13 protein-coding genes are annotated in these 19,710 nt (G+C 38.9%); all 13 read left to right on the plus strand.

Features of this window, described 5'->3' with window-relative positions:
* Nucleotides 1-17: 17 nt before the first annotated feature.
* The 13 genes from BZG01_RS19665 (at nt 18) to BZG01_RS19725 (ending at nt 19,085) form a co-directional block, all read left to right on the plus strand.
* Nucleotides 18-1,157, plus strand: coding sequence for an acyl-CoA dehydrogenase (locus tag BZG01_RS19665; protein ID WP_101311551.1), 1,140 nt, complete (start codon nt 18-20; stop codon nt 1,155-1,157).
* 168 nt (nt 1,158-1,325) lie between these two features.
* A complete protein-coding gene (locus BZG01_RS19670; protein WP_101311552.1) occupies nt 1,326-2,075 on the plus strand; it encodes an electron transfer flavoprotein subunit beta/FixA family protein in 750 nt (249 codons plus the stop codon).
* A gap of 132 nt (nt 2,076-2,207) precedes the next feature.
* Nucleotides 2,208-3,173 (plus strand): electron transfer flavoprotein subunit alpha/FixB family protein, encoded by a 966-nt coding sequence (locus BZG01_RS19675; RefSeq protein WP_101311553.1) that lies wholly within the window; start codon nt 2,208-2,210, stop codon nt 3,171-3,173.
* Nucleotides 3,174-3,230: 57 nt separating this feature from the next.
* Nucleotides 3,231-4,490: a 4Fe-4S dicluster domain-containing protein gene (locus tag BZG01_RS19680; RefSeq protein WP_101311554.1), complete on the plus strand. Its 1,260-nt coding sequence runs from the start codon at nt 3,231-3,233 to the stop codon at nt 4,488-4,490.
* 72 nt (nt 4,491-4,562) lie between these two features.
* A complete protein-coding gene (locus BZG01_RS19685; protein WP_245870439.1) occupies nt 4,563-5,360 on the plus strand; it encodes a (Fe-S)-binding protein in 798 nt (265 codons plus the stop codon).
* Nucleotides 5,361-5,375: 15 nt separating this feature from the next.
* On the plus strand, nt 5,376-8,726 hold the full coding sequence (locus tag BZG01_RS19690; protein ID WP_101311555.1) for a methylmalonyl-CoA mutase family protein: 3,351 nt from the start codon (nt 5,376-5,378) through the stop codon (nt 8,724-8,726).
* A 143-nt stretch (nt 8,727-8,869) separates the two neighbouring features.
* The gene (locus BZG01_RS19695) at nt 8,870-10,477 is read left to right on the plus strand and encodes a carboxyl transferase domain-containing protein (RefSeq protein ID WP_281256458.1); all 1,608 of its coding nucleotides are present in this window, start codon (nt 8,870-8,872) and stop codon (nt 10,475-10,477) included.
* Nucleotides 10,478-10,528: 51 nt separating this feature from the next.
* Nucleotides 10,529-11,329 (plus strand): enoyl-CoA hydratase-related protein, encoded by an 801-nt coding sequence (locus BZG01_RS19700; RefSeq protein WP_101311563.1) that lies wholly within the window; start codon nt 10,529-10,531, stop codon nt 11,327-11,329.
* Nucleotides 11,330-11,356: 27 nt separating this feature from the next.
* Nucleotides 11,357-13,336: an acetyl/propionyl/methylcrotonyl-CoA carboxylase subunit alpha gene (locus BZG01_RS19705; RefSeq protein WP_101311557.1), complete on the plus strand. Its 1,980-nt coding sequence runs from the start codon at nt 11,357-11,359 to the stop codon at nt 13,334-13,336.
* Between the two features lie 71 nt (nt 13,337-13,407).
* Nucleotides 13,408-15,213 (plus strand): acyclic terpene utilization AtuA family protein, encoded by a 1,806-nt coding sequence (locus BZG01_RS19710; protein WP_101311558.1) that lies wholly within the window; start codon nt 13,408-13,410, stop codon nt 15,211-15,213.
* Between the two features lie 140 nt (nt 15,214-15,353).
* Entirely contained in the window at nt 15,354-16,499 is a 1,146-nt protein-coding gene (locus tag BZG01_RS19715) for an acyl-CoA dehydrogenase family protein (protein ID WP_101311559.1), read from the plus strand.
* A 104-nt stretch (nt 16,500-16,603) separates the two neighbouring features.
* Nucleotides 16,604-17,680, plus strand: coding sequence for a butyrate kinase (gene buk, locus BZG01_RS19720; RefSeq protein ID WP_101311560.1), 1,077 nt, complete (start codon nt 16,604-16,606; stop codon nt 17,678-17,680).
* Nucleotides 17,681-18,026: 346 nt separating this feature from the next.
* A complete protein-coding gene (locus BZG01_RS19725) occupies nt 18,027-19,085 on the plus strand; it encodes a hypothetical protein (RefSeq protein WP_101311561.1) in 1,059 nt (352 codons plus the stop codon).
* Nucleotides 19,086-19,710: the final 625 nt, after the last annotated feature.

Below are 19,710 nucleotides of genomic sequence, written 5' to 3' on the forward strand. Positions count from 1 at the left end.
ACCTAAAAATTAAAACTATGAATTTTGAATTTACCGAAGAGCAGTTAATGATACGGGATGCGGCACGGGATTTTGCACAACGTGAGCTGTTGCCCGGAGTAATAGAACGAGATGAGAAATCAGAGTATCCAACTGAGCAGGTGAAACGTTTGGCGGATTTAGGTTTTCTGGGAATGCTTGTTGGATTGGAATATGATGGTGGTGGAATGGATACCATATCCTATGTTTTGGCAATGGAAGAAATTTCAAAGGTCGATTCCTCGGTATCAGTAATCATGTCGGTAAACAATTCATTGGTTTGTTGGGGGGTTGAAAAGTATGGTACAGAAGAACAAAAACAAAAATTTTTAAAACCGATGGCCCGGGGTGAGAAAATAGGAGCTTTCCTGTTATCGGAACCTGAAGCAGGCTCTGATGCAACTTCACAAAGAACTACTGCTGTTGATATGGGAGACCATTACCTGGTAAATGGCACTAAAAATTGGATTACAAACGGTAAATCAGCTTCTATCTACATTGTAATGGCTCAAACCCATCCCGAGTTAAAACACAAAGGAATTAATGCTTTGCTTGTCGACTCCAAATCGGAAGGGATAACTGTTGGATCACATGAAAATAAAATGGGAATGCGGGCATCAGATACCTGTTCCGTAATGTTCAATAATGTTAAAGTCCCAAAGGAAAATCGTTTGGGTGAAGAAGGCTTTGGATTTAAACTGGCCATGCAGTCGCTCGAAGGCGGTAGAATAGGAATTGCCTCGCAGGCTTTGGGGATTGCTTCAGGAGCATACGAACTGGCGTTAAAATATGCACAGGAAAGAAAAGCTTTCGGGAAAGAGATTATTCATCATCAGGCAATCGCATTTAAATTAGCTGATATGGCCGTTGAGATTGAAGCTGCCCGCTTTTTCTGTTTAAAAGCAGCCTGGTTAAAAGATCAGGGCAAACCGTACGGACAGGCAAGTGCCATGGCCAAACTATATGCTGCCGAAACTGCAATGAAGGTAACCACTGAGGCAGTTCAGATTCACGGAGGATATGGATATGTAAAGGAATATCATGTAGAACGTTTAATGCGGGATGCAAAATTAACTCAGATTTATGAAGGCACTTCGGAAATTCAAAAGATTGTAATTTCAAGAGGGTTAGTGGATTGATAGAATACTCGGAATGCTGTATTTGTTTTAATGTAAGTAGTTTTTATAGAGTTGTTTATTGTGTTTTTTTTGAAGAAATAGATTAAGTGGATTATTAATAATAACTGTTGTGGCCGTAATTAATCTTTGTGATATAATCCCGGTACCAGATACTAAAATTTAATACATATGAAGATATTGGTCTGTATAAGTAATGTTCCTGATACCACAACTAAAGTGAAGTTCAAGGAAGATAGTACTCTGTTTGATGATTCAGGTGTTCAGTGGATCATTAATCCATGGGACGAGCTGGCCTTGACCCGTGCTTTGGAGTTGAAAGAGGATGCCGGCAATTCGGTTGATGAGGTTTCTGTGATTCATGTCGGCGGTGCCCAAACTGATGCAACCTTAAGAAAAGCTCTTGCTATTGGTGCCGATAAGGCGTTTCGTATTGATGCCTGTGCAGCAGATGCATATTATGTGGCCGGACAAATTGCAGCATATCTAAAGGAGAATCCATTCGATATTGTTTTTAGTGGAATAGAATCAAGCGATTACAATGGTTCATCAGTAGGTGCTATGATTGCAGAGTTTATGGATTATTCGGGAGTTTCGTCTGTAACCAGTGTAAATCTTGATGGTGATGATGTTATTCTGTATCGGGCTATTCCAGGAGGAAAGCAAAAAATAAAGGCCGAACTGCCGTTAGTTGCTGTAGTTCAGAAAGGAATTGCAAAGGAACCAAGGATTCCTGCTATGCGTGGAATAATGATGGCACGTAAGAAACCTTTGGAGGTGATAGCAGCAACAGAGATGGAAATGCTGACCAGATCGGTGAAATTTGAATTGCCAAAAGCCAAAGGAGCTTGTAAAATGATTGATGCCGGGCATGTTGAGCAACTGGTTGAGCTATTGAAAAACGAAGCTAAGGTATTATAAGTGATAAGATTACCATGTTTAATCAAGTGTGATGGATGGTAGATGAGAAATTAATGAGTCGGAAAGCCTTGTTTTTTTTGGTGTTAAGTCTCATATCTAAAATCTATTATCTCATATCTAAAAGAAAAGCCTATGTCAGTAATTGCATTTGCCAAAAATTGGAACGGGAAGTTTAAAAATTCCACCTTTGAATTGGTATCCTATACTAGAAATTTAGCCAGCCAATTAAATACTCAGCTTATTGTTGTTTCTATCGGCGAGGTAAAGGAGGAGGAATTGAAAAGTTTGGGGAAATATGGTGCGGAGAGAATTATTTCCGTGAATGATCCTCAAATGAATACGTTAACAAGCCGTGTTTATGCTCAGGTAATTTCTAAATTAGCAGAAATAGAAGGCGCAGACACAATTGTTATGAGCGATAATGAGAGTGGTAAAGCCATAGCTCCAAGAATTTCAGTTAAGATGAAAGCTGGAATGGCATCTGCCGTTTTGGAACTTCCGGTATCGATGAATCCCTTTGTCGTTAAAAAAGGTGTTTTTTCAGGAAAAGCCTTCGAACATGTTCAAATTGATTCACCTGTAAAAGTGATAACCATTGCTAAAAATTGTTTTGGTTTTATAGAAAATCAGGTTGATGTATCGATTGAAGAATTTTCGCCGAATTTGGATGCTGCCCTTTTTAAAATTCAGGTTCTGGAGGAAGAAAAGCAGACAAATAAAGTCAACCTTGCTGATGCAGATATTGTGGTTTCGGCAGGTAGAGGAATGAGAAGTCCTGATAATTGGGGTGTTGTGGAAGAACTTGCAGACGCGTTGGGAGCAGCAACGGCTTGTTCACGTCCGGTTTCGGATGAAGGATGGCGCGGACATGAGGAGCATGTTGGACAAACAGGGAAAGTAATAGCACCGAATTTATACTTCGCTGCGGGTATTTCCGGCGCGATACAGCACGTTGCCGGTATCAGCAGGAGCAAATGTATAGTTGCCATCAATACAGACCCTGAAGCACCAATTTTTGGTGTTGCAGATTATGGGATCGTTGGTGATGTTATGGAAGTATTGCCAAAATTGACAGAAGCAGTCCGAAATTCAAAATAGCATAAGCCTGTGAAAGGAGGCTAAGAGCTTGTTACTAATCACTTTAATTGCTGAATCATGATAAAACAAATCCTCTTCATCATCACATTATTAATCACATTTGGCGTTTTTGCCTATTCGGTAAAGCGTTTGTGGGGATTTTTTAAGCTGACAAAGCCTGCTTATCCAATTAAAAATATTGGGGCACGAATTTCCCATACTCTGAATGTGGCTTTCGGGCAAACCAAAATATTCCGGAAGCCTGTCATCGGTTTGATGCACGCATTGGTGTTTTGGGGCTTTCTTGTGATCACTCTTGGCAGTATTGAAATGGTTGTGGATGGTGTTAGCGGATTGGACAGGGCTTTTGCCTTTACAGGATGGTTTTATGATGTGGTGATAGCCTCCGGAGATGTATTTGCCCTGTTGATTCTTATTTTTATCAAGCTTTTCAGCATTCGCAGAATGTTCTTAAAGGTGAAACGCTTTTCTGGAGTGGAAATGACTCCCAAAGCCAATTGGGATGCTCAATTGTCCTTATTCTTTATTGGATTTTTAATGGTTTCCCTGATTTGTTTCAATATGGGATACGTCAGTAGTCACCCAAATGGTTACGAAGGGGTTTATCCTGTTTCTGCCGCTTTGGTTAATTTATTCGGTTGGGATTTTAGCTGGCTTCAGGAGCCGGGTTGGTGGGTGCATATTTTATTGATATTTACATTCGCTAATTATTTGCCGTACTCGAAGCATTTTCACGTTTTTCTATCCATTCCGAATGTGTTTCTGGCAAATTTGGAACCAATTACAAAATATCCAAACTTGGAAAGTATTACCCGTGAAGTGAAGCTAATGCTTGATCCGGAAGCTGCTTATGACGAAAATGCAGAGGTTGCCCGTTTTGGAGTTAAAGACGTTGAAGATGTGAGCTGGAAGAATTACATGGATTCCTTGTCCTGCACACAGTGTGGCCGTTGTACGGATGTCTGTCCGGCTAATATCACAGGAAAACTTTTGTCTCCAAGAAAAATATTTGTTGATCTGCGGAAGCGGATGGATGAGAAAGGCCCCTTGGCAATTGCGGGCAAGGAAGATAATAAATCACTCTTGCGCGATTATATTTCCGAAGAAGAGATTTGGGCTTGCACAACCTGCAATGCCTGTGCTCAGGAATGTCCTATCGATATTAGTCATCCTAATTTAATCATGGATATGAGAAGATATTTGGTGATGGAGGAATCTGCAGCGCCAACGGGCTTAAATATGATGTTTGCAAACATTGAAAACAATGGAGCACCCTGGCAATTCTCTCCTGAAGATAGAATGAAATGGGCTGAGTGATTATTTTAACTGATTGAATTTGAGTTGATTGACGTGTTTTAGGATAAGTTGTACTTTAATTACTGTTTTGAAATGACAATAGAAACAAAAATAGATGTGCCCGTAATGGCAGATGTAACAGCAAAAGGCGAAAAGCCTGAATATTTGTATTGGGTTGGTTGCGCCGGAGCTTTCGATGACAGATATCAGAAAGTTGCACGGGCATTTGCAAAAATATTGAATCATCTTGGTGTAAGTTATGCTGTTTTAGGCAAGGAAGAAAGCTGTACGGGCGATGCAGCAAAGCGTGCTGGAAACGAAATGCTTTTTCAGATGCAGGCTATGCAAAATATCGAGGTTCTTAACGGATACCAGGTGAAGAAGATCATCTGTACTTGTCCGCACTGCTACAATACCCTGAAAAATGAATATCCTGATTTAGGAGGAAACTACGAGGTGATCAATTACACGGTGTTTCTGGATGAGATGATTCGAACCGGGAAACTGAAATTGGAGAATAACCCGTTTAAAGGCGAAAGCATCACTTATCACGATCCATGTTATTTGGGAAGAGGAAATGGAATTTATGATGCTCCCAGAAATGTTGTGAAAGCAGTTTTTGGAGAAGTGAAAGAGATGAAGCGGGCGAGAAGCTATGGTCTGTGTTGTGGAGCCGGTGGTGCTCAGATGTTTAAAGAAGCCGAAAAAGGAAATAAGGAAGTCAATATTGAGCGTACCGAAGAAGTTATCGAACGAAAAGTAGATAAAGTTGCTTCAGCTTGTCCTTTTTGCATGACGATGTTGACCGATGGAATAAAATTAAAAAACAAAGAAGCGGAATTGCAAAATATAGATATCGCTGAAATTATTGAGAAAGCCTTGAATTTATAGACTTTAAACTAAAGCATGACAGCAAATACGACATACAAGCTTAAAAATACAGTTCGGATTGTAACAGCAACTTCGCTTTTCGATGGCCATGATGCATCGATTAATATCATGCGTCGGATTATTCAGGCTTCGGGTGCTGAAGTAATTCATTTGGGACACAACCGCTCTGCCGAAGAGATTGTTGATTGTGCTATCCAGGAAGATGTACAAGCCATTGCCATAAGCTCTTACCAAGGTGGACATATGGAATTCTTTAAGTACATGTATGACTTGCTGCAGCAAAAAAATGCCGGACACATTCAAATTTTTGGAGGTGGTGGTGGTGTAATTCTGCCATCTGAAATAAAAGAGCTGGAAGCCTACGGAATTGATGGTTTGTATTCTCCTGATGATGGTCGTAATTTGGGTTTGCAAGGCATGATTAATGAGGTTTTGGAAAAATCGGATTACTCGTTGAATGAGTTTGAATTGCCAAAAGCATCAGAAATTACTAATGAAAATGTCAATTTGTTAGCCAGGCTGATCACCTTGGCAGAACACGATCTCCTTCAGGATTCTGATTTGTATCTTGAATTGAAGAACAGCGCAAAAGTGAATCATACGCCGGTAATTGGAATTACAGGAACCGGCGGTGCAGGAAAGTCTTCCTTAACGGATGAACTGATTCGAAGGATTCATATTGATTATCCTGAATTAAAACTGGCAATCCTTTCCGTAGATCCTTCGAGGAAAAAGAGTGGAGGCGCATTGCTTGGCGATCGAATCCGCATGAATTCCATTCATCATCCAAACATCTATTTGAGATCATTGGCTACACGCCGTGCTAACCTGGCATTGTCCAAACATGTTGATGATTCTTTGATTCTAATGAAGTCAGCGGGGTTTGACTGTATTTTCCTTGAAAGTTCAGGAATCGGACAGTCGGATACTGAAATTGTCGATCACAGCGATGTGAAAGTGTATGTAATGACACCTGATTTTGGAGCAGCAACGCAGTTGGAGAAGATCGATATGCTCGATTTTGCTGATTTAATTGCCATTAACAAGTTCGACAAGCAAGGTGCACAGGATGCTTTGCGCGATGTGAAAAAGCAATATCAGCGAAACAACCTTCTGTGGGATCGAAATCCGGACGATATGCCAGTTTATGGAACAGTGGCCTCTCAATTTAACGATCATGGCGTAAACGAGCTCTATCATGCCTTAATCGAGTTTTTAATTGCAGGCAATGCATCAGGTTTTGCTCAGAATGGAAAACCGCTCCTCGAAGCGAGCCAAAAAATTGAAATTGTACCGCCGGCAAGGGTAAGATACCTTTCAGAGATCTCAGAAACGGTAAGAAGATACAACAGAAAGGCGGAAGAACAATCTGAAATTGCAGATCAATTGTATGCTTTAGATAAGTCTGCTAAAGTTATTGAAGAAGAAGGCATTAAGAAATTATTATCTGATAAGGCAACTGATCTTTCAAAGGGCTTTAAGCATCAGAATATTATAAATTCCTGGGACGAGAAGAAAAAAAGATACAAAAAGGATATATTCAAATATAAGGTTCGTGGTAAAGAATTATCCGTGGAAACGCACTTTGAAACCCTTTCTCAGAGCAGGATTCCTAAGATTGTATTGCCCGGCTGCAGAAGTTGGGGTGATATCGTAAAATGGAATCTAAAAGAAAATGTTCCCGGAGAATTTCCTTACGCAGCAGGTGTTTTTCCGTTTAAACGGGAAGGAGAAGACCCAACAAGAATGTTTGCCGGAGAAGGATCACCGGAAAGAACGAACAAGCGATTTCATTATTTGGCAGCCGGTCAGCCTGCAGTTCGATTATCAACGGCATTTGATTCGGTTACCTTGTATGGCGCAGATCCTGACTACCGGCCGGATATTTACGGAAAAGTTGGTAATGCCGGAGTTTCCGTCGCTTCATTGGATGATGCCAAGAAACTATACAGCGGTTTTGATTTGTGCGATCCGAAAACTTCGGTATCCATGACGATTAATGGGCCGGCACCCATGTTGGTCGCCTATTATATGAATGTGGCTATCGATCAGGAGTGCGAGAAGTACATTCAGGCAAATGGACTGGAAGAAGAGGTTAAAGTAAAACTTGAAGCAATCTTCGCTGGGAAAGACAGAGTATGCTATGTAGGCGATTTGCCAAAAGAAAATAACGGGCTGGGACTGTTGTTGTTAGGAGCAACTGGTGATCAGGTATTGCCTGCCGAAGTTTATCAGAAAATTAAGGAGGAAACCATTTGTAAGATTCGCGGAACGGTTCAGGCAGACATGCTGAAAGAGGATCAGGCGCAGAATACCTGTATATTCTCTATTGATTTTGCGCTTAAAATGATGGGAGATATTCAGCAATACTTCATCGAAAATCAGGTTCGGAATTTCTATTCGGTTTCTATTTCAGGATATCATATTGCAGAGGCTGGAGCCAACCCAATTTCCCAATTGGCTTTTACATTATCAAACGGGTTTACCTTGGTTGAATATTACATTTCAAGAGGTATGAAGGTTGATGATTTTGCACCAAATCTTTCCTTCTTTTTCTCTAATGGAATGGATCCGGAATATACGGTAATCGGTAGGGTAGCGAGAATAATATGGGCGAAGGCCATGAAATATCTTTATAAGGCCAATAGTCGCTCACAAAAACTGAAATATCACATCCAAACTTCGGGCAGATCGCTGCACGCACAAGAAATTGAATTCAACGATATCCGAACAACATTGCAAGCTTTAACCGGAATTTATGATAACTGTAATTCTCTTCATACGAATGCCTACGATGAGGCCATAACAACTCCGACAGAGGAGTCGGTAAGAAGAGCAATGGCGATACAAATCATCATTAATAAAGAGCTTGGATTGGCCAAAAATCAGAATCCTTTGCAGGGATCATTCATTATCGAAGAATTAACCGATTTGGTTGAGGAAGCTGTCATGGTTGAATTTGATCGGTTAACGGATCGTGGCGGTGTGTTGGGAGCCATGGAAACCATGTATCAAAGGAGCAAAATACAATCAGAATCTTTGCTTTACGAGAGTCTGAAACACAGTGGAGAGTTGCCAATTGTTGGTGTAAATACATTTTTAAGCTCAAAAGGTTCTCCAACAGTTCAGCCTAAAGAAGTTATTCGTTCCGATGAGGAGGAGAAAGTTAATCAAGTGAAATTTAAAGAGTTAGTGCAGGCTAATCAGAAAGAAAAGGCGGTGAAAGCATTAGAAGGCTTGAAAGAGACCGCCTTGAAGAATGAAAATGTATTTGCCTCTTTAATGGAGGTTTGCAAATTCTGCACCTTAGGTCAGATAACCAATGCATTATATGAGGTTGGCGGTCAGTACAGACGAAATATGTAGAAACAAAGATTTGAGATAATAGATATTAGAAATGAGATTTTAAAAGAAGTTAAGTTTGTCTCAGATCTCAAATCTAACATCTAAATTCTTTAAATAATTAAGAATAAAAGATCTGTTTAAACGGAAGTAAAAATAATAAAGCTTTGAATCAAATAGAATCAAAAATAAACGTAAACTCTTCGGATTTCTTGGATAATAAGAAGTCTTACGAGAAATTGATGGAAGAGTACCGCCATCGGTTAAAATCAATATTGCACGGCGTTGATGAAAAAGCCAAAGAGCGTCATTTGAAACGCGGAAAGCTTTTGGTAAGAGATCGCATTGAGCTTTTATTGGATAAAAACACTCCATTTTTGGAACTCTCAGCAATGGCTGCCTGCGATCAATACGAAAATCAATTTCCTTCAGCTGGCATTGTAACTGGTATTGGAGTAATTCACGGCAGAGAATGTGTGATTGTTGCCAACGATGCAACCGTAAAAGGTGGAACATACATTAAGGAAACCATTAAGAAGCACATTCGTGCGCAGGAGATTGCTCTGGAGAATCATTTGCCTTGTATCTATATGGTCGATTCGGGAGGTGTTTTTCTTCCTGAACAATCGAAGGTGTTTCCTGATAAGTATGATTTTGGACGGTTTTTCTTCAATCAATCAAAAATGTCGGCAAAAGGAATTCCTCAAATCTCCATTGTAATGGGATCGTGTACAGCCGGTGGCGCTTACGTGCCGGCCATGAGTGATGAAACCATTATTGTAAGGGGACAAGGAACCATTTTTATTGGCGGGCCTCCATTGGTGAAGGCTGCAACAGGTGAGGATGTTACAGCAGAGGAATTGGGCGGAGCTGAAATGCATACTTCTATTTCCGGAGTAGCAGATCATTTGGCTGAAAATGACAGACATGCAGTTCAAATATGCAGAAACATATTTGAGTCGATGCCTAAAGTGCGGAAATTTGGCTTGGAAAGAGAAGTAGTGAAAGATCCTGCATATCCTGCTGAAGAATTGTACGGATTAGCTCCAATTGATCTGAAAAAGGCCATTGATGCCCGAGAGCTGATAGCCAGAATTGTGGATGGAAGTTCTTTTCAGGAATTTAAAGAGCGTTATGCTCCAACAATCGTGACTGGATTTGCAAAGATTATGGGCTTTCCGGTTGGTATTATAGCCAATAATGGCATTATTTTCTCTGAAACATCGCTTAAAGCGGCACATTTTATTGAATTGTGCTGTTTTCGTAAAATTCCATTGATCTTTCTGCAGAATATTACTGGTTTTATGGTGGGAAAAGAATATGAGCACAAAGGGATTGCCCGTGATGGCGCCAAAATGGTTCATGCGGTTGCAAATGCTCAGGTTCCTAAATTCACGGTAATTGTTGGTGGCTCTTTTGGAGCTGGAAACTACGCTATGGCAGGACGAGCTTACGAACCAAGATTATTGTTTATGTGGCCCAATGCCAAAATTTCGGTGATGGGTGGTGAACAGGCGGCTGGCGTTTTGGTACAGGTAAAGGAACAACAACTTCACAAAAGCGGGAAGGAATTCCCAATTGAAGAGCAAAACAAATTGAAAGACAGTATTTTAGAAAAGTATGAGGAGGAAGGCTCTGCCTATTACAGCACTTCACGCTTGTGGGACGATGGGATTATCGATCCTGCCGACACAAGAAAAATACTGGCGATGGGAATAGCCGCTTCAGTAAATAAAGAGTTTGGTGAGCCTGATTTTGGGGTGTTTAGAATGTAATTGAATTTTTTTAAGTTCCCTTTAGGGGATTTAGGGATAAATAAAAAAACAATGAAAGAATTTAAAACCATAGAATTTAATATAGAAAACAAAATCGGAACGATCACGTTGAATCGTCCCGAGATACACAATGCCTTTAATGAGGTGATGATTGGCGAAATCATTGATTGTTTCGAAGAAATTGAGAAGATGAATTTTGACAGTATTCGGGTTGTGATTATGAAAGGAAAAGGAAAATCATTTTGCGCCGGGGCAGATCTGAAATGGATGAAAGGCGTTGCTAATTATTCTTATCAGGAAAACTATTTGGAGAGTTATAAGCTGTCAATGTGCTTCAATGCTGTTTATTCCTGCAAGTTTCCCACGATTGCTATGGTTCATGGTGCTGCTATTGGTGGTGCAAATGGCTTATTGGCGGCCTGCGATTTTGTTCTGGCACATAAGAATACCGTTTTCTCATTAAGCGAAGTGAAAATCGGCATTGTTCCGGCTTGTATTTCTCCTTACGTGATGAAACGGGTTGGTGAATTCAAATCGAAAGAGTTGATGCTTACCGGAATGAGATTTAATGGGAAAGAGGCGCAGGAAGCGGGTTTGGTAAATTGGTCGTTTGGTGAAAAGAAGCTAAGAGAAAAATTAGAGGATCTGATATCAAAGCTAAAATCGAGTGGACCTATTGCAGTTTCTACTTGCAAGCAATTGCTTTACGATGTTGAGAATGTATGGAATCATGAAGAAGCAATGGAAAATACAGCTAAAATGATTGCTGAATTACGTCAATCGGCGGAAGGTCAGGAAGGAATGAATTCATTTTTAGAGAAACGGAAACCTAACTGGGTAATTGAGAATTAATAATTCGTAATTACTAATTGAATTAGAATGTACTACAAAAGACTATTAATAGCGAATCGTGGCGAAATTGCCCTTAGAATCATGCGAACAGCAAAAGATTTGGGCATACATACCATTGCCTTATATTCTGAACTCGATCGGCAGGCAGAGCATGTTTTGCAGGCCGACGAGGCATATCCTTTAAGGGGAAATAATTTACAGGAAACATATCTGAATTTAAATCAGATTATTGAAATTGCACGAAAAGCAAAAGCGGATGCTATTCATCCGGGCTATGGATTTTTAGCTGAAAATGCTGTTTTTTCTCAATTATGTGTCGATAATGGAATTGATTTTATTGGTCCTGATGCTGATGCTATTCTGTTAATGGGGAATAAGGTAAATGCACGTGAATTTGCCAAAACCATAGGAGTTCCGGTTTTGGAAGGTGTTGTTGGAGACTCAGTGAAATTGATAGAAGAAGCGGGAAAAATGCAGTTTCCACTCTTGATTAAAGCTGCTGCAGGTGGCGGTGGCAAGGGAATGCGGATCGTTCATAAAGAAGAAGACTTGCAAGCTGCTTTGGAGTCGACATCGCGCGAAGCAACAAGCTATTTTGGCGATGGCACCGTTTTAATCGAAAGATACATACAAAATCCGCGGCATATTGAAGTTCAGATTTTAGCTGATCAGCATGGAAATGTGGTACATTTATTTGAGCGGGAATGCTCGATACAGCGACGCTTTCAAAAAGTGATTGAGGAAGCTCCTTCGCCAACTTTAACGCATGAATTGAGGAAGGAAATGGGCAATATGGCTGTTTTTTTGGCTCAGGAAATGAACTACACCAATGCAGGAACAGTTGAATTTTTGGTTGATGAGGATTTGAATTACTACTTTCTGGAAATGAACACCAGAATTCAGGTGGAACATCCCGTTACGGAAATGATTACAGGAATTGATTTGGTGGAAAAACAATTGTTGATAGCCTCAGGGCGAAAGCTAAAGTTGAGACAGGAAGATATTCATATGAAAGGTCACGCCATTGAAGCCAGAGTTTATGCGGAAGATCCTGAAAATGAGTTTATCCCATCTCCTGGAGAAATTAGTTTTTACAAAGCACCAAAATTGTTTGATGGTCGGTTGCGTCTGGATTCTGCTATAGTTGGGTCATGCACAATTCATTCCGATTACGATCCAATGGTTGCGAAATTAGTTGTATGGGACGAAAACAGGGATCTGGCCATTGAAGGATTGCATCATGCCTTGCACAATTACGAGATACATGGAATTAAGAATAACATCATGTATTTGCATACATTGTTGAATACTGATCATTTCAACCAAAATAAAATTTCAACACATTTTTGTCAGAACCATAATGATGAGTTGATGCGAAAAATGCAGGAAGATAAACTTGAAATACCTGCTGCTCTTTTCCAAATCAGTTTCGCTTTGTTTGAATTGAAAAGGAAGAAGGTCAATTCAATTTGGGAAGAAATTGGTTATTGGAGACAGCAGGGAATAAAACTTAGAATTGTAGATAAAGAAGTACTTGATATTGAAATAATCAGTATAAATCCATATAAAATAAGAATTAGTGGTGCATTTTATGTTGTTGAAAATGTGAATATTGAAGATAGTCAATTGATGCTGGAGTTTAATAGCGTCAGATATCTGTTTTATCAATCGAAAAATGCTGAAGGAAAGAGCTTTGTGAGTTGTCAGGGGATTGTTCGTGAACTGATGAGATGGTCGGAGATTCAATCCAATATAGCAGATGTTGGGGGTTCTGATCGGAAGGAATCTGATGGAAGTATTTTATCGCCGATGCCGGGCAGAGTTGTGAAAATTGAAGTTAATAAGGGACAGAAGGTGGCTAAAGGAGATGTCTTGATTATTGTGGAAGCAATGAAAATGGAGAACAGTATTTTGGCTCCGTTTCACGGGAAAGTTGAGAACGTATTAGTTTCTGAAGGAGATCAGGTTAAGAATAGAACAGAAATGATAAAGTTAATGATGGATTAAACCGATCAGGTTATATATTGACCTGAAAACTAAGTATATATTATTTTGAATTTAACGCCAAATCAAAAAATATGAAGGATAAAATCAGAATTGCAAATGCCGGTGGTTTCTGGGGCGATGACCTTGGAGTACTAAGAAGACAGTTGGAAGGTGGAGATGTGGATTACATATCTTCTGATTTTTTAGCAGAAGTAACGATGAGTATTCTTCGTAAACAACAGTTAAAAGACGAATCATTAGGCTATGTCACTGATTTTGTGGATCAGATTGTGGATGTGGCTGACTTGATGAAAGAGAAAGGTGTTAGAATGATTACAAATGCCGGAGGAATTAATCCAATCGGTTGTGCCCGTAAAATTCTCACGGAACTCAAAAAGAAAGGGATTTCAATTAAAATAGCAGTAGTTGAAGGTGATAATATCATTGAACGGATAGATGAATTTTATCCTTCCAAAGCTAATTTTAAGAACATGGATACCGGAGATGATTTTAAGGATATCTTCGAGAACATACAAAGTGCGAATATTTATTTGGGTGTACCACCTTTATTAAAAGCTTTGGAAAGCAGAGCTGATTTAATATTGGCTGGTAGGGTCACCGATACCTCTGTTACCATGGCGCCAATGATCTATGAATTGGGCTGGAAACTGGATGATTGGGATAAATTGGCGGCAGGTTTGGTGGCTGGTCATATTATCGAATGTGGAGCGCAATCAACGGGAGGAAATTTTACCGATTGGCAAAAAGTAAAACGCTGGGATAACATGGGATATCCGATTGTTGAAATGAATAAAAATGGTGAGTTTACTGTCTATAAACATGAGAATACAGGCGGTTTAATTAGTATTAATACAATTCGCGAGCAATTGGTATACGAAATGGGTAATCCGGCTCAATATATCAGTCCCGATGTTGTTGCCGATTTTAGTCAATTAGTGCTGGAAAAGCAAGGTGAAAATAGAGTGTTGGTGAAGAATGCAAAAGGTCATCCATCTACGCCGTATTTAAAAGTTTCGATGGCGTTTGAAGATGGATATAAAGCAACCAGCTCGATTGTTATCAGCGGAGGAAAAGTTTTAATTAAAGCACAAGAGTTTGAAAAAATATTTTGGGAGCGTTTAAAGCATACTTATCTAAAGAAAAATACTGAATTTGTCGGATACAATGCCTGTCATCAACATTTGGCTGAAGATATTGATCCCAATGAAATATTACTGCGCTTATCTGTTTATGATACTGATGTATCAAAAATCAAAGACTTTTCCATGAGTATTGCTCCGCTGATTTTAAGCGGACCTCCGGGAGTTGCCGTAACAGGTGGCAGGGCAAGAATGCAGCAGGTAATTACATATTGGCCTACTTTAATCCCAAAAACATGTATTTCTTCAATAGTATATGTTTTAAATGAAGATGGAGAGATTAAAGAAACATCAGAAATACCTTCTGTTTTAGGAAATGAACAGGAAATAATAACTGTACAATCATCGAATTCTTATCAGGAGAAAGTGAAAAAAAAGGAAGGCGTAAAAATGTGTGCTGTTCCATTTCGGGAAATTTGTCTGGCCCGTTCCGGCGATAAAGGAGATACCGTAAATATTGGTGTACTGGCTCGATCTAAAGCAGTATATGAATTCTTAAAAACGGAATTAACTTCAGAAAGAATTACTGATATGTTTTTCGGCTTATCAAAAGGAAAAGTCACAAGATTCGAAATTGACAATTTATTGGCATTAAATTTTTTATTGGACGAAGCTCTGGACGGTGGAGGAACAAAATCTTTAATGATTGATGCTCAGGGGAAAACATTTGCATCGGCATTGCTGAATCAAGAGATTGTGGTTCCAGAGGATGTCTTGGGCACTATTTTATCTGAGTAATTTCAAAAATAAATTTAGAATGGAATTTGCGAAATGATTGATAGTTGCTAACTTAATATTTGTGAATGAGGAAGCCTAAGGATTGAAGTTGCAGGCATATTTCTTCATTCCGGAATTATTAATTACTAATAGAAATATATATGTTTCCATATTTGAATGATGAACATGATACGATAAGAAAGGCTGTTCGGGATTTTGCAGAACGGGATATAAAGCCATTGGCTCAGGAATTGGACGAGAAAGAGGAGTTTTCTATTGAATTAACCCTAAAAATGGGTGAAATGGGATTGTTTGGCATGACACTTCCTGAAAAATATGGAGGACACAATACTGATTATCTGTCTTATATAATTGCAGTTGAGGAAATTGCAAGAGTTGATGGCTCGCATGCAGCCACACTTGCCGCTCATAATTCGCTGGGAATAGGTCCATTGTATGAATTTGGCAGTGAAGAGCAAAAATTAAAATACCTGCCGGGACTTTGTTCCGGAAAAGAGTTGTGGGCTTTTGGATTAACTGAACCAGACGCTGGTTCCGATTCCCGGGGATCAAAAACATATGCCAAAGACACAGGTGATAGTTGGGTAATTAATGGATCGAAAATATTCATCACAAATGGATCAACTCCTTTATGTTCGGGTGTTACAGTACAGACAGTAACCGAAATTAAGGGTAAGGAGAAAGAATTTACCACCTTTATTGTCGAAAAAGGAACACCGGGTTGGAAATCCAAAGCCATGCACGGGAAAATGATGTGGAGGGCTTCGGATACCTCAGAAATGTTCTTTGATAACTGTTGTATTCCAAAAGATAATTTATTGGGCAAGCGTGGTATGGGATCTAAGGTGATGTTAAAAACTTTGGATTCAGGAAGGCTATCCATTGCAGCAATGGGACTTGGCTGTGCACAGGGTGCATATGAATTGGCTCTTGCATATGCAAAAGAGAGAAAACAATTTGGAAAAACACTTTCGAAATTTCAAGCTATTTCTTTTAAACTAGCTGATATGGCATTGAAAATTGAGTTGGCGAGAAACCTGTTGTACAAAGCATGCTGGTTGAAAGATACGGGGAAGGAATATGGAAAAGAAGCAGCCATGGCTAAATTGTATTGTTCAGAAATTGCAAAGGAAGTTGCCGACGAAGCAGTTCAAATTCATGGTGGATATGGTTTAATGAAAGATTATCCGGTAGAAAGGTTTTATCGCGATCAGCGTCTTCTTCAAATTGGAGAAGGAACATCTGAAATTCAAAGATTGGTTATTTCAAGGTATATTGGATGTTGAGACCTATCGCAAAGGAATGCATGCAAACTAAATAGAGTATAAGACGAATAGCAGACACAATTGTCTCCAATTTTAAATCATATAACAACACTAATATTAACACTATGAGTAGAGAACTGATACTTGCCTTAAATCCGCGAATGCAATTTACACGAATAGCTGTTTATCGGATGAATTCTCCGGTTTTTTTAAAGAAAATTAACCATAAGCCAGAGGAGATTGGTGATTTTAAATGCTTTTGCGATCAAACAAAATTCCGGGCAAAGGTGATTATGGATGAGTTAAAGGCCAATGATATTTCTATTGATGAAATAAAAGTCATTATTGGCAGAGGAGGACTTATCAAGCCAGTAAAATCGGGCGTTTATCGCGTTAATGAGGCAATGATTAAAGACCTTTCGAATTGTGAGTTCGGCAATGACGTTGTGAATCTTAGCGGATTACTCGCCTATACTATTTCGGAACAAATTGATGGTGCAGAAGCTTTTGTTGCCGACCCTGTTGTGGTTGATGAATTAGAAGATATAGCAAGAATAACAGGTCGCCCTGAGTTTAAAAAGCGTTCTATTTTTCATGCTTTAGATCAGAAAACGAGTGCAAGAAAATATGCTCAGAGTATTTATAAGAAATATGAAGAATTGAATCTGATTATTGCTCACTTAGGTGGAGGAATCAGTATCGGAGCTCATAAAAAGGGGAGAGTAGTAGATTCAAATCAGGCATACGATGGTGATGGACCGTTTTCACCGATTAGAAGTGGAAGTTTGCCTATGGGAGAGATGATTCAAATGTGTTTTTCAGGAAAATATACTCAGGAAGAGATGATGAAAATGCAGACAGGCGAAGGTGGTTTGTATGCTTATTTTAATACTCACAGCGGATATGATGTTTGTAGGATGAGAGATGCAGGTGATTCTAAAGCCAAGGAGGTATTATCGGCAATGGCCTATCAAGTAGCTAAATCAATAGGTTCAATGTATCCTGTATTTGGCGCTGAAGCTGTTGATGCTATAATTATAACAGGTGGTTTGGCTAAAGATGAAACATTGGTGAAAGAAATAAGAGGAAGAGTTGAAAAAATTGCCTCAGTTACTATCTACCCTGGAGCAGAAGTACTAAGTGCACTTAGTGATTATGGTAGAATGATTTTGAGAAATGAGACAGAAATATTAGAATACTAGAAGAATTTATTTTAATTTATAATCAATAAAAATCAGTTTCGGCTGATTTTTTTATGCCTGAAACAAAATGAATTCCTTGTTTTTGTTCAATTGATTGCTGTTATTGTTCTGTATATTAGATTGTTGTATGTCTGGGCGATAAAAATCGCCCCTTGAATGATAAATGTCGATTTAAAAACCAAATTCCTCGTTTTTTAAACAAAACAAACCTCTTTCCTGTAGTTTATAAATCTCGCCAGCCATTTATTGATAAGGCATTTGCATTCATATATATTTAAAAAGTATAAGGAGATGTACTCTTTGTGTCAAAAATGGAACTACTAAATTTAATCTTATATTTTTTATTATGAAAAAAACTCGCTCATTTTTTCAATTTGTAGGAATTGGAGTTTTTGCAATTTCTCTGTTAATAGCTGGTTGTACAAAAGAAGGACCTATGGGACCAGCAGGTGCTGATGGCACAAATGGAATTGATGGAACCGATGGAAATTCAACTTGTTTAGACTGCCACTCAGGAGATACTAAAGCAACTATTGAAGCACAATTTGCTATGTCTGTTCACAGCAGTGGTATCAATGCAGTTGATTATGCCGGAGGAAATGCTTCTTGTGCACGCTGTCATTCGCATCAAGGTTTTGTGCAGTATGCCAATACCGGTACTGTTGCAGGAACTATAACAAACCCAACAGCATGGGAATGTGCTACCTGTCATGGGTTACATGAATCATTTGAAGCAAAAGATTATGCTTTAAGACTAAAAGACCCTGTACACCCAATATTCGATCCTGCAATAACAATGGATTTAGGAGGAAATTCGAATTTATGTGCGAATTGTCATCAGTCTAGAAGAGCTGAGCCTATTATTGACAAACCAGGTGATACATACAAAATTACCAGTACTCATTACGGACCTCACCACGGAGCACAAGCAAATGTTGTTGCAGGTGTTGGTTTTGCTGAAATTGAAGGTTCTGTTGCTTATCCTGCTGCTGGTTCTGCTACTCACTTAGCTCAAGCTTCTTGTACTGGTTGTCATATGGCTGAATTTGATAATGATGAAGATCAAGGTGGACATACATATAATCCATCTCTTTTAGCATGTAATACATGTCACGGTGTTACTGAAACAGATTTTAATTATGGAGGAGTACAATCAATTGTTGAAGGTCAACTTGAAACACTAAGAGACGAATTAGTTCGCTTAGGTGTTGTAGTTTGGGTTGAAGCTGATGCTGCTTATGAGCCTGTTGTTGGAACTTATCCTATGGTTCAGGCACGTGCATTCTTTAACTGGGCTGGATTAGAAGAAGATCGTAGTTTAGGAGTACACAATCCAAAATATGTGAAAGCTTTATTACAAAATTCTATTGAAGCTTTAGAAGCTGAGCCTACTCCAGGAATCTAGATTTTTTCAAAAAACATATACATTATAAAAAGTTGCTCATCTGAAAAGATTGAGCAACTTTTTTTATGCAACAAAAGCAGTTGTAATTTTAAGAGGGATTTGCTGTGAAAGGATACATTATAGACAAGAAACTGTTTATAAAGTAAAGTTCTGAAAATGGTTAACTCATTTTATTAAATTATATTGAACCAGTTGAGATTCTTCAACCGTTTTTTTTTGCCCAATTTTTAGATACTTCCACCTGAATTTACATGTAAGCCTGATAAGGAGCTAAATATTGAATTGAAGAGTTAACCAAACTCGATTATACCCAATTGTTGGAAAATGATCAGATGACTTATGAAGGTAAGGATCTAAATTTACTCATTAAATTTCACTTCGTTCATGATTGAGCTGGCATTATCTGTGCAGATTTATCTATAAATTGGAATCTCGCCTAATGATGCAGAAAGTATGTTCACAAAAAAAAACCGAACCCAATGGATCCGGTTTGTTATTTACAATAGTTCGTTAAGTTTTGACTTATAATGTTGAAAATGAGAAGAATAAGCAGTGTTTAAGTTTGGATAATCCCTTAAGAATCAGTATCTTAATGTTTGTTTTCGAAGCAATTATTAAGTATGAC

The sequence above is a fragment of the Labilibaculum manganireducens genome (assembly GCF_002843385.1).
GTDB classification, from domain to species: domain Bacteria; phylum Bacteroidota; class Bacteroidia; order Bacteroidales; family Marinifilaceae; genus Labilibaculum; species Labilibaculum manganireducens.